This window comes from Nodularia sp. LEGE 04288 (genome assembly GCF_963896525.1).
Taxonomy (GTDB): domain Bacteria; phylum Cyanobacteriota; class Cyanobacteriia; order Cyanobacteriales; family Nostocaceae; genus Nodularia.
Map to the genome: position 1 here is coordinate 26,889 of NZ_CAWQOY010000135.1, position 12,963 is coordinate 39,851.

General features: G+C 44.4%; 9 protein-coding genes. 2 read left to right on the forward strand and 7 right to left on the reverse strand.

The genetic code is table 11. From position 1 onward, the window contains the following. The first annotated feature begins 95 nt into the window (after positions 1 to 95). Positions 96 to 2,603, forward strand: coding sequence for a heavy metal translocating P-type ATPase (locus AACX33_RS18755; protein WP_194003712.1), 2,508 nt, complete (start codon positions 96 to 98; stop codon positions 2,601 to 2,603). Positions 2,604 to 3,214: 611 nt separating this feature from the next. Here the strand turns inward: AACX33_RS18755 and AACX33_RS18760 are convergent. The 5 genes from AACX33_RS18760 to AACX33_RS18780 form a co-directional block, all read right to left on the reverse strand. Further along, positions 3,215 to 3,856, reverse strand: a complete 642-nt coding sequence (locus tag AACX33_RS18760) for a hypothetical protein (protein ID WP_194003710.1) — start codon at positions 3,854 to 3,856, stop codon at positions 3,215 to 3,217. A 105-nt stretch (positions 3,857 to 3,961) separates the two neighbouring features. Beyond that, positions 3,962 to 4,294, reverse strand: coding sequence for a hypothetical protein (locus AACX33_RS18765; protein WP_194003708.1), 333 nt, complete (start codon positions 4,292 to 4,294; stop codon positions 3,962 to 3,964). A gap of 239 nt (positions 4,295 to 4,533) precedes the next feature. Continuing rightward, positions 4,534 to 7,650 carry a DEAD/DEAH box helicase gene (locus tag AACX33_RS18770; protein ID WP_227789177.1) on the reverse strand — a complete coding sequence of 1,039 codons (3,117 nt, stop codon included), beginning with the start codon at positions 7,648 to 7,650 and terminating at the stop codon, positions 4,534 to 4,536. A 163-nt stretch (positions 7,651 to 7,813) separates the two neighbouring features. Further along, positions 7,814 to 9,166, reverse strand: a complete 1,353-nt coding sequence (locus AACX33_RS18775; RefSeq protein ID WP_194003706.1) for a ParB/RepB/Spo0J family partition protein — start codon at positions 9,164 to 9,166, stop codon at positions 7,814 to 7,816. Further along, entirely contained in the window at positions 9,163 to 9,918 is a 756-nt protein-coding gene (locus tag AACX33_RS18780; protein WP_194003704.1) for a ParA family protein, read from the reverse strand. Before AACX33_RS18780 ends, AACX33_RS18775 begins: the two co-directional genes overlap by 4 nt. Before the next feature lie 79 nt (positions 9,919 to 9,997). Here AACX33_RS18780 and AACX33_RS18785 point away from each other — a divergent pair, with 79 nt between their 5' ends. After that, positions 9,998 to 10,666, forward strand: coding sequence for a GIY-YIG nuclease family protein (locus AACX33_RS18785; protein WP_194003702.1), 669 nt, complete (start codon positions 9,998 to 10,000; stop codon positions 10,664 to 10,666). A 204-nt stretch (positions 10,667 to 10,870) separates the two neighbouring features. Here AACX33_RS18785 and AACX33_RS18790 read toward each other — a convergent pair whose 3' ends face one another. Continuing rightward, positions 10,871 to 12,412: a relaxase/mobilization nuclease domain-containing protein gene (locus AACX33_RS18790; RefSeq protein WP_227789179.1), complete on the reverse strand. Its 1,542-nt coding sequence runs from the start codon at positions 12,410 to 12,412 to the stop codon at positions 10,871 to 10,873. Further along, on the reverse strand, positions 12,409 to 12,807 hold the full coding sequence (locus AACX33_RS18795) for a MobC family plasmid mobilization relaxosome protein (protein ID WP_227789181.1): 399 nt from the start codon (positions 12,805 to 12,807) through the stop codon (positions 12,409 to 12,411). The genes AACX33_RS18790 and AACX33_RS18795 overlap by 4 nt, the downstream gene beginning before the upstream one ends. Positions 12,808 to 12,963: the final 156 nt, after the last annotated feature.

Below are 12,963 nucleotides of genomic sequence, written 5' to 3' on the forward strand. Positions count from 1 at the left end.
ACCCTAAAATGATAACAATTGTTCAATTGAACAACTGTTCAATTGTTCTCTTATAATATTGGCAGTTAACTTTTCGCCTTGATTCTAAAGCTGCTATGACTCAAACTCCTGACCTCAAAACCCAAACTTTGCAAGTTGGCGGTATGGACTGCGGAAGCTGCACCAATACAATTGAAGTCGCTTTGCAACAGTTACATGGTGTGACAGAAGCAACGGTAAACTTTACAACTGGTAAAGCTAGGGTTTCTTATGATCCACAGTTATTGAGTGAAAAGAGTATTTATGACCAAATAAAAGGTTTAGGTTATACGATAGAGCAAAGTCATGAGGCGCAATCCCATCAGCATACTCATTCCTGTGGCGGTGAACACGACCGTGACCACCTAAATCATGACCATAACGTAGATGTAGCTCCTGTGAGAACGCTACAGTTACAAATTAGCGGGATGGATTGTGGCAGTTGTGCGAAAACTATTGAGGTTGGGGTGCAGAAGATAATAGGCGTACAAGAAGCATCGGTCAGCTTTGCCAGCGAAAGATTGCATATATCCTATGACCCACAATTGGTGAATGAGAAAGCAATTTATGACCGGATTCAAGATTTAGGTTACACGGTTGAGGAGGGTGTTGAAGCAAGTTCCCATCATCACGACCATGACTATAGCCATAACCACGAGCATTCTCAGCTAATAAACAAGTCCAAACAAAAACAAAAATCCGACTTAACCAGCTGGAGATTCTGGATTGAAAATCGTCGAGGACAGAGTGTCATACTTGCAGGTATAGGTATAGTTTTAGGTTTACTTACTCAATATCTAGTGCTACCCATCTGGATTGCACGAGCTTTTTATGGCATTGGTATAGTAATTGCTGGCTATCCGATCGCACGGGCTGGTTTGTTTGAGTTGCGCTTGCGCCGCGCTGATATGAATCTGCTGATGACTATTTCGGTGATTGGGGCAGTGATTTTAGGTGATTGGTTTGAAGGGGGGCTGGTTGTCTTTTTGTTCTCTTTAGGCACAACATTGCAAGTTTTCACCTTTGGTCGTACCCGCAACGCAATTCGCTCACTGATGGATTTGACTCCACCTACTGCTACAGTTAAGCGAGAAAATCAGGAATTTACAGTTCCCGTCGAAAGTATTGAGCTAAGTGAAGTTTTGACGATTCGACCAGGACAGCGTGTGGCGTTGGATGGTGTGGTTGTTTCTGGTAACAGTGCCATTGACCAGTCTCCAATTACAGGAGAGTCAATCCCAGAAGATAAAGCCGTTGGAGATACTGTCTTTGCCGGCACTTTAAATCAGACCGGTTTTTTAGAAGTCAAAGTTACGCACACTTCTGGCGATACAACCGTTGCCAAAATTATTAATTTGGTGGAACAAGCTCAAGAAAGCCGCGCACCTTCACAGCAGTGGGTGGATAAGTTTGCAGAGGTCTACACTCCGATAGTGATTTTAGCAGCGATCGCCATTGCTCTAATACCGCCCTTGGCTTTTGCTCAACCTTTTAATGTCTGGCTTTACCGCGCACTGGTAATGCTAGTAATTGCTTGTCCCTGTGCCTTAGTCATTTCTACCCCAGTTTCAATTGTCAGTGCCATTGGTGCGGCAACTCGGCGGGGCGTTTTATTTAAAGGGGGTAATGCGCTGGAAACTGCTGGACATCTGACTACCCTTGCTTTTGATAAAACTGGCACAATTACACAAGGGCTGCCCATTGTGCAGCAGGTTTATGACTTGGGGAAGGTGAATGCAGACATGATATTACTGATTGCCGCTTCCTTAGAACAACAGTCTGAACATCCCCTAGCAAAAGCTATTGTGGCAAAGGCTCAAGATTTGGGGCTGGAGTTAGAAACACCCCTTGATTTTACAGCATTACCCGGTAAAGGAATTCAGGCAAACTTGAGTCAGATGTTGTATTTGGTTGGTAATCGACGGTTGTTTTCAGACAAAGGTATTTGCTTGTCTGATGAAGCTGAATTTTTGTTAACTGAAATTGAACAACTTGGTCAAATTCCGGTGTTAGTAGGAACGAACGGAGGGTTATTAGGAGCGATCGCACTTTCTGATGGTATCCGCTTGGAAGCCACCGAAGCCCTGCGACAATTGAAGCGGGTTGGATTGAAGCGGTTGGTGATGTTGACAGGCGATCGTACTGTTGTGGCCAAGCAAATTGCCCAACAAGTTGGAATTACAGAGTATCAGGCAGAACTGTTACCTGAAGATAAACTGCAAGCAATTCAACAGTTGCGTCGTCACGGAGTAGTAGGTATGGTTGGGGATGGCATTAACGATGCACCAGCTTTAGCTACGGCAGATATTAGTTTTGCTGTAGGTGGAATTGACATTGCTTTGGAGACAGCAGATGTGGTGCTGGTAGGTAGTGACTTGAGACAACTTGCTTATGCAGTAGATTTAAGCCGACGTACTGTGTCAGTGATTCAACAGAATGTGGTTTTTTCTCTGGTAACTAAGGCTTTATTTTTGCTATTGGGGACGTTTGGGTTTGTTGGTTTAGCGATCGCCGTCTTAGCTGATACAGGAACTTCCCTGCTAGTGACTGCAAATGGAATGCGGCTGTTTAAAGTATTGAGTTAGGTCGAGGGGGAGTATGATCTCCCGCCCCTCCCATTTAGAACCAGACGTACCGTAGGGTAGGTAGCCAGCGAGTTACCAGTATTGGCACTTTTCCAACCACCCCCCTCCAATTACGCCAGTATAGAAGCAAGTATAGAAAAATTGGCAAGGTGGGCAAGTAAAAAATGCCTTACTTCCTCGCTTCGACCAATGCGGTGGTTCTGGGAAGTTGCGACAGAGCAATAACCTCAAACGGGGTCGTCCAAACAAACGAACACTTGGGGAAGGGGTCAGATGAGCAATGGTACAGAAAATAACGCTAAGGCTGAAACCCTTGCTGGATAGGCATTCTGCCAATCAATATTTTTGTCAATTTTCAATGTACCAATTAACCTCTATATTATTTGGTGCAACAATTTAATACGGCACAGCAGTGGTTTGAGGCTCCTAAATTTTAGAGGCTTCAATTGGTACAGGTTTTTCGTAGGTGAAAATGATGTTGAAAACAGGTCATCAAATCCTTAGCGTAAGTTTCGGAATGGATGCTCATTTACCCCCTATATGTTGCGGCTCGCAAACATATAGGAGAGTAGAGCAATAATTGCACTTATTTATAGATTTTTGTCTATGTGTCAATCGTCATAAGGTTGTGGGTCGAGAATCTCTATATCCCCAGGCGATACTTGCCTAACTCCACCAGTTGGATATAAGTCTTCTGAATTGAGAATTTCCACAATGATTTTAGAACCCTTACTACCCAATTGATATCCACCGAAAACTGCAAATTCACCTGTACTTTTGATTCGGAAAATTAACTTGTAAATTTGCCCTGAAGGGTTGACAGCTTTGTACTCTCCACCTAACATCTGTTTCTCCTGATTCAAAAGATTTTTCAGCAATCTTGCAGCCTGTTCATTACCTTTTGGTAGAAATTTAGGCAACCAGTATGAAGCCTTAGCTACTTGCTGAGGCTGTTGTGATAATTTGTTAGATAGGATGGCTATGACGCGCCGGAAGCCTATACGCGGGAGTAAATACTTGAGCCAAAGTTCTATTTCACTCGCATTTGCTTTCTCTAGTCCTCGCTCTAGAAGCACCTCAAAGTAATTTTTGTTCTTGAGTACGGCATTAGCCAATTTTAAACCAATGACAGAATCCCGATCTACAAGGGAGTTTATCTCATCGAACTGATCTGACTCCGGTAAACTCATCAGCCTCCGTTGTAAAGCCTTATGGTCTGACAAATCTTTATCAGTAATAAATCGGCTAGTCATATTATCTGTCCTATTAATATTTTATGACGTTTCTCATCCGACTTAAGTACACCCTGACATCAGTAAATGTCATGTTCTATCTATCTTGGCGGTGGCTGTTCTGTTTTAATCATCATCAGGGGGTGAAATTACACTGATTAGGCTTTTGAATTGACCCGGCTCAAAAAGTTCTGCGGGTAAACCTGCGTTGTTCATCAACTCAGGGGTCGGTCGATAATGTCCAGATTCATTAGTCCACTTGCGGAGAATACCCCTTTTAGTGCGTCCTGAAAAGTAAAGCCGACCTGCGTAGTCCACGTCCTTTCCCATTGCTAAATCTACATGACCAATTGGTCTGCCTCCAACTCTAGCACTGGCTCTACAAATGAATACTTGTCCTTCTATGGTGACAAAATTATACACTCCTGATGCGGTGCGTTCTTCACGTTTGTATCTCACCTCTCGCCATTTTCCTGACTTGAGAACCAGCTGCGATCTTTGGATGATTATTGGCAAGTCCTCTGGGAAAAGGTTAGGGAACTTCCTCAATCCCAAAGCTCCTCTTTGCTACCCCCAACATCATCATATTAACTTGTGTCTTGCTTGAAAACAGTTTTTTAATTTATCTCTGGATAGCGAGGAGATATCCTTGAAGCGAGCTTTCTTGAGCAAATTCATGGGGTTAGTGCCATCTCAGTTCAAAAAAACGGTTGCTGACCCCATATATTCAAGCCTAACTCAGAACGAATTTCTCCATGTAGCCGAATATGTTCAACTAACCGCTTGGTTTCACCACCAGCTAATTCTAATTCCCTGAGATTACCCACTAAAATAAACAATTCCTTTGCTCTACTGACAGCTGTATTCAGTAAATTGGGTTTGCGGTTAAGGAACCAAAAACTATGCTCTTTCTGGCACTGGTAAGGAGAAAAGATGATAGCTGTTTTTTCTCCACCTTGAAAATTATGAACTGTACCAATATCATCCCAAGAAAAGTTTCGCCAACGGTTAGAAAGTCGATACCTCAGCGCGTTGGCTTGCTGCGAAAACGGTGACATTACGCCAATTGTCTTAGAATTGTCATTCGAGCTAATAGAGTAGCCGTGCTGAAGCAAGGACGCAATTATAGTTTCTACAGCAGCGATTTCTTCTGGATTGGTGTTATGGGTGTGGCTTCCCTCAATGTGGTAAGCCAGCAAATGCTTAACTGTTGCTTCGCCGTTATCCTCTGAAAGGATTTGCAGACCCCCAGGATAGTTGGGACGGCAAAATTGGATAATGGGTGGGGTACAGCGATAGTGATTTCTCAGGACAATGCCATTGCCTAAGTCCCCTTCTGTACCATTAGCACCAGCAGCGCCATGATAAGCGGTAGCAGTGTATTTGGCGGTGGGGGCATAGCGGTAGTAGTCTTCGTTCCCCATGCCCATATCCAAAAAGGCAGTTTTGAAATATTGTTTGATAGTATCGTCGCAAAGATTAATGATTGGCTCAATTTGTTGGGGGTCGCCAGCCACTACAGCTTTTTGCGATCGCACCAGCAAAGGAAATAATTGATGTATAAGAGTTGTCCCTGCTTCATCTGCCAATGCCAGCTTAACGCTATGGGGATGGAGAATTGGCAGCATATTACGTATTGATTGCAAACTGGAGCCAATTACGGGGAAAATCAAACTCAAGTCACGGTAGATGGCATCATGATCTGTTTCTAACTTGAGCAATGCCTGTCCATCGCCCATCAATACGCTGCCATAAGTTTCTAATGCCCTGATAACGCTATCCTTGCGTCGGAGAGTTTCTTGCACCAGGAACGCCCAGGCGCGTTGAAATAGTTCTAACTGCAATGAGTGATGGTCACGATAAAAACGACTGTAGAAATCCGCTTGTGGGTAACTATCGAGTTGTTTTTGGATTTGTTGATGTTCTGCTTGTTTTAACTCTAACTGCTGGTTTAAAGCTGTTAGTTGACTTTGAATTTCAGTGACTTTTTGGTGAAGACTCTGCCATTGCTTTTTGAAATCCAGTTTTTGGTTTACTTCTGTCTGGGCAGTGGTTAAACTTAAGCGGTCAAGGGGTATCTGAAAGGGATGCGCTGTTGCCAAGGTGTTTAAAACAGCCGCGTTGATTCGATTTGCCAGCCGCTTAAATATTCGCTGGTCGTTAGTAACGTTCAGCCAATCTAAAGTGCGTTTGGTGATGGAATCGGACTGTTTTGGTAGTTCTCGTTCTGCCTGGGATAACGCTTCTTGTATCTGCTGGTAAGCATCAAGGGGAAAATTTGCGTAATCTGCCCAACTTGATAGCTGTTCAGTTAGGGCTTGTAATTCGGAAGACTTGGTAGCAATCTCGTTATTGAGTGATTGGATTTCTTCATCCAGTTGCGATCGCTGTTGGGTATCGGTAACTTGTTGTATGGTATGAAAGCGGTCTTGCTCTATCAGTTGCTGAATTTCACTTTCAGCTTGCAGTAGTTGGAGTTTGACTTGTGACCAAGACTCTTGATTAAATTCAGTATGACGTAACCAATCCTGGCTTGATTGTAGTTTGGGTAGGGTTTCTTTACGGATGATGCTTTGGTTGCCACCAGGAAGATAAAACTGTTGAGTCGGAAAATTCTTGGTCAGTCGCTGTGGGAATTTTTGGATGGCGCTTTTGTTGGTGCAGGCAAAGAGGATTAAATTATTCTCATCCTCTTCACCACGAACAAGTTGTAATGCCCGATTCACTACTTGCTGTGCTACGAGGTGCAGAAACACTTCGGTTTTTCCAGTTCCTGGAGGCCCACAAACAGCAGTTAGCCAGTTTTCTTGGGTGTGTTTGAGGACAGCCGCTTGATATTCATCAGGTGCGTGGTCGGGAAAGGCTCCCCAAAACATCACTTCATCAGGTCGCGCCCATTCCTCCCCATCCTCGGTATCAGGTAGGGGAGGAATGGGCGCTCTGGGTGTGGGGTGTGGGGTGTAGGGTGTAGAGGAAAAACTTTGAGTCTGAGAATCTGCAAGTTGGGAATTAAGAGTCATGTTGGGGTTGCAATCCCCATCCTCTTCTTTCCCCACACCCGACACCCTACCCCCTACACCCTGTTGATGTCTGGGTGATTGTGGCTTTCCCCAGAGGTACTGCATTGCGGGGGAAGTTTCAGTTTGCCATTCGCTCTTATGGTCAGGGTGTTGCAGTTGCTTGAGGATTTCTTGCAGGTCTTGCTTTATTTGGGCGTTATAGGGTGTAAAGTCACAGCGTAGCAAATAAGGTTGTTGAAGAGTTTTGTATCTTCCTGGACTTGGTAAGTCTACCAAGTCCAGGAAGTCTCGCAGGGTCGGGAATCTTCCTTTAAAGGTGTCTTCTAAGAATTTCAATATTCCTGACGCAACAATCAGTGATTCGGCTTGCTCTTCTTCTAGTGTGTAGAGTCGCATTAGATTAACGACTACTGGCTGAAACTCGTATTCGGTTAAGTCCCAGCCAGTTTTACGGTAATTACCTTTGAATATGGGTGAAATATCAATTGTGAACAAAGGCAGATATTTCAGCTTTTGCTCTTTTCCTTTACCGTTGATTCTATAAATTTGTGGGAAAGCAACCGCCATTTGAACATCATTTTTGTTACCTCTTTTGGCTGCTTGTTGCTGTTTCTGGAATTGCGTAAATATTTCGCTATCTAAAAGTAATTTGTTGCCAACCAGTTGCACTCCTTTATCTACTACTTTTGAATAGATATCTGAAGAACGCTCGACCTCGGCTTGAGTCAGTTCTTCTAATTTGATGTAGGCTAACCAAGCTTTTACTATCTGGATAAGTTTTTCTGACTCTAGCATGGAAACTTAAACCCTTTGAAAGGCACTCTAGCTTAGTATAAAAAATATTTCACTCTTCTGCTTTCTACATCTGGGGTTGAGTAGATGAAAAAAGTTAGGGTGTGGAACAAACTTTCTTGGACTACACCCCATAGGCTACACCCCACACCCTGTTTTAATCAGGTTACTCAACTTGGGTCAGCGTCTCCAGTTGCGCCAGCAATTTTTCTATCTGTTTGCGCTTCTTAGGGTCTGACCAAATCCGCGATTTTCTTAGCTTGGTGGTCGCAGTATTAAAGCGCTCTTTGTAATCGTTAGACTCGGTTTTGGGGGTAGAGGTTGGGGTTTTCTTTTCACTAATGCGCTGTTTGATTTCGCTTAAAGACCAGTTTTGGGCAATAGCTTGTTCTAAAAAGGCAACACGCTCTTCTTTATCCTGAATCTGGGCGATGGCTTTGGCTTTGGTGTATTCCAGGTCGCCTCTTCTTAGTGCTTCAAGGATGTCTGATGTCAGGTTTAATAAGGGCAGACGGTTTTTAACGAAAGATTCCCAGGTCATTAACCCTAAGCTATCAAATACTTCCGAAACGATTTTTATGTCTGGGTTTACGGGTGGCTCCTGATTGATGACTGAGTTATCTTTTTCGGTTTCGCCCATAACGTTATGGGTAGATGCTTCACCCTCAACTTTATCCTTGCCAGTTACGTTGGTTATTGAGTCATTTTTAACTTCGCCCATAACGTTATGGGTAGATGTCTCACCTTCGACTTTTTCCTTGCCAGTGACGTTGGTTATTGAGTCATTTTCAACTTCGCCCATAACGTTATGGGTAGATGTCTTACCTTCGACTTTATCCTTGCCAGTGACGTTGGTTATTGAGTCACTTTCAACTTCGCCCATAATGTTATGGGTAGATGTCTCACTCTCGACTTTTTCCTTGCCAGTTACGTTGGTTATCGAGTCACTTTCGACTTCGCCCATAACGTTATGGGTAGATGCTTCACCCTCAACTTTATCCTTGTCTATAACGTTATGGAGGACTGTGGATGCTTTTTTCTGTTCGCGTTGTAGGCGATAAAGTGCGGTGGGAATTTCCTCAATGTTTCGATTGAGTTTGTAAGCCAGCAGTTGCAGGATGCCTTCGGTTTCTTCGACTGGGTTCAGGTCTTCTCGAAGTAAGTTTTCTATCAGTGCCAGTTGAAAAGCTGCGTTGTCGTCTAATTCTCTGATGACAACGGGAACAACTTTTAGTCCGATTTCTTTAGCAGCACGATAGCGGCGCTCTCCTGCTACTAATTCATGTTTTTCTCCATCAAGGGGACGTACCAGCAGGGGTTGCAGGATGCCATGCTGTTTGATGGATTCGGTTAACTGCTTTAATGCTTCGGAGTCAAAGTAACGGCGCGGTTGTGTTGGTGGCAGATTTATCTGCTCTAATGGCATGGATTGAGAAGAATCGGCATTCTTGATGTCTGTGGTGTCCCAAGGAACTTCAATTTTACTTTTGAGGGGTAGGGTGCTTTTAGTGCGTCTCATTGTAAGGATTCTAAGCTAACGGCTATTTTTTTTAAGATGGCAACAGATGGGTGCTTTGGTTCGTAAACTGCCAGGGGCTTTCGCTCTTCTGAAGCATCAACGAAGGCAGTGGAACGAGGAATGGGAGGAAAAACTGTTCCAGCGATCGCTAGTTGTTCGGTGATGGCTGCTAGGGTACGAGTGTCCTGGGAGTTACGGGCATCGTATTTGGTGGGGACAAATCCGGCTATTTGCAGTTTGCGGTTGGGTTTGTTGCGGACTGTAGCAACTGTTTTTAATAGTTCGCTTGTGCCTTCAAAGGCTTTGAAATGGGTTTCTAGGGGTACGAGAACGTGGGTGGCAGCTACAAGGGAGATGTAACTTAACAGCCCTAAGCTGGGAGGGCAATCTATTAAGATGAAATCGTAATCTGATTCAATTGGTTCGATGGCTTCTTTGAGTCGGAAATCGCGCATGGAAGCACTGACCAATTGCATTTCTGCTGTACTGAGAGAGATGTTGGCAGGGGCTAAATCCATGCCATGAATTCCCTCATGAATTGGCAGAGGGTGTTCATCCACAATGGCAGTGTTGACGGTTTGCTCTAATTCTCTCGGAACCAAGCCCATAAAAATGGTTAAGGAAGCTTGGGGGTCTATGTCGATGAGCAGGACGCGATGATTCAGTTGTGCTAGGTGGTAGCCCAGGTTTTGGGTAATGGTGGTTTTGGCCACTCCTCCCGCTTGGTTAAAGATTGCGATGATTCGGGTCATAAGTGAGTTGGTTTACCTGCCCCATTACAACTTAAGATAACGGTGATATGTCAATCGGCAATATTTATTTTTGTTTAAGATGGCTTCAGGATACGTATACATACTCACAAATGTTTCGCTACCTGGGATGATAAAAGTGGGGCGTACTCTTCGTGATTCTCGATCAAGGGCACGTGAACTTTTTACCACTGGTTTGCCAACTCCATTCCAAGTCGCTTTTGAAATTTTCTCAGATGAGCATGAGAAACTTGAAGCTGATTTTCATCAAGAGCTACATGATTTCCGTATATCCAATAATCGTGAGTTTTTTAAGTATCCACTAGATAAGGCAATAACTTTATTGCAAAAACTGAATAGCCCACCAGTAAGCAAAGAATCTGTATTTCAAGCTGAAGATATTTTTGAATCTCTAAAACAAAAATATTCACGCTATCTTAAGCCCGATATTGTTGCCGTTAGAATAGTTCAACCCCAAGACAGAGTATGGCTTGAAATTACCGAGGAGGAGCAGATAGGGGGAAATCTGAGAGATCAGAAGATAACTCGCACTGACTTAGGTTTCATTTCAGATGGTGAATATGATAGTCCTCTATTTCATCCACAAGATGGTGTCAGAGAAAATGCTAGGAAATTTGTTGAGGATTTCGACATCTATTCAATAGTGATGGTGACGGATTTATTTCATAAATCAGCCTGCGATGAGATTAATGAGAAGTTTAATCCACACAAATTACGAGGAGTAGATTAGTATTTTGAATAGAAAATTTTGAAGGATATTGATCTGAGTAGCCAGTTGTAGCGAAGCGGTGACTGAGCGCTGCGAAGAATTTAGTCGGCCTCACCAAGGGGTTTCTACAGCGCTCGGTCAACAACTGGCATTGGGGAGGGAGTCCAGAGGGAGGGGCAAAGCCCCTCCCTCGCGCCCACTTCGCTGCATCGAGGGATTACTAAACTACCGACTAAAACCCCTGTCCTGCCGACGCTGTTGTGAGGAGCGTTCTAGTTGCTGTTGGTGCAGCAGTGCCAGCAAATCCTCATTCCAATTTTGCTCATTGGGTGGAAGTCTTTTACTTTGGGGCAGCAATTCTAAGACAGCACTAGCGGTTTCATCACCCTGAGCATTGTTATTAAAAGCCAGCCCAATTCTGCTGACATTTTGGAAAAATTCTACTGGCAAGTTATTCGGGTCATCCACTACCATGTACATTGTTCTCACTGGTGGCAACCCTTTATGTGATATCATATCAATCTCTGCTACTGACAGGGCATCAATGGGAGAAGAACACAAAAATACTCTCTCGATTTTATCCTCTGGCTTGCCACCCACTCTCAAATGAAACCAACCCGGTGAAGGTTTGGTGGTTTTGTCATACTCAACAGTGAGATTATCTTGGCTACGGGTATGCCATATCAGTGCGCCTGACTTTTCACCATCTAAATCCCATTTGATAAACACAACAGCTCGCTGCTGGTCTACATAAGTCAACCCCTGGTCATGTAATGCTTCCACAAATGCAGATGAGATGCCACGTTTTTCAGTCAGGTAATTTTTTAATGCAGGCCATAGGCTTTCATCTTCTGCTGGGGGCGTAAATGGCAACTGTTGTTTCTGTTCAATCTCAATGAGAAACTTTTGTACCTCATCAGAGGATATCGGTTTGACTGGATTTAACAGCAGTTGCTGAATGGGTTGGTCGTCGCGTTGTGGTTGGTAGTCAATTTCTTTATGTTTTTGTAGTCCTGGGAAGGTGTAGGCTGCACCTAAACTTGTACCGCTAAATTTTTGCTCATTCCAGGCGTAGGAGATACCTTTACTCTTGCCGTTGCGTGTTAATCCGTGGCGCACTTCTACACCCAATAATTGCAATCTTTCAATCATTTGGGGCATGGTGGGTTGGTCTATTGTGGCGCGGTCAATCAGTTCAATTAGTTGGGTTTTGATTGCTTGTTGTGGCGGTGTGTTTCTCTCACCTTGCTCGTATTCTAGTTGTTCTCGCTCGATGCGTCGCTGTTGTCCTATGCTGGGGGCGCGGTTGAGTTTTTCTTTACTACTTTGAGCCTGTTGTAAACTGTATTCTAGTTCAAGCTGGCGAATAATTTTTTCGGAGCGCACATATTCCCAGCTATCACTGGTAATCTTGCCATTGTCTAGGCTGATTCGGCTGGCGCAAATGTGTATATGGTCGTGGTCGCGGTCGTTGTGGCGGTAAATGGCATATTGGTTGGCTGTGTAGCCCATTGCCTCTATATACTTGTCGGCGATTTCGCACCATGTCTCGTTATCTAGCTGTTCGCCTGGGGTGAGTGATAGGGAAACATGGTGAACTACTTTCAGGGCTTCTGGGTTGAGTTGTCGAGACAGTCGAAATTCTCTGGCTAGTTCGGCGGCATTTGTGCCAAACATATTGCCACCAATTAAGGATGACTTTTCTCGGTTTTCGAGATAGTTGAGGAGTCCGCGAAAGCTTTTACCTTTGGTTTGGTTGCCAATCATTCTGTCTCCCAGTCTTCATCTTCTTCTTCGTCCTCATCGGCGGGGTCGGTTTCCATTTGGGACAGTTCTCGTCCTATCTTTTGTAGGAGGTTGCGTAACTGTGCTAATTCTTCTGGGTCTGCGGGTGGGTGCAGTCCCATTTTAATGGCTGTGTGGGTGGCTCTGGTGAGTTGATTAATATTATTACCGATGCGGGATAATTCACGGTAGGTTGCCAGGGTGATTTTGCTGGTGCGTTTGGGGAGTGGTTTGAGTAATACGCTGCGTCGGGTGAATTCAGCTATTGAGAGTCCTGCGTCTTGTGCTTTGAGCTTAATCATGTCGTGTTCAATGACGTTGACACGAGCTTCTAGGGTTTTGGTACGCAGCAGGTTTTTGGACAGTTTTGGGCGCATAACTGTGGGAGGTGGGGGAGGGGGTTTCCAAAGGGGGAGGCTTCCCCATTTGGCAAGCCTGTCGTCCGAGCGGAGCGAGGTTTGCCGGAGGCAAAAGACACGGCTTGCTTCTAGCTACGCTGCGGGGGGTAGGCGACAGGTCAGTGGGGGCGGAAC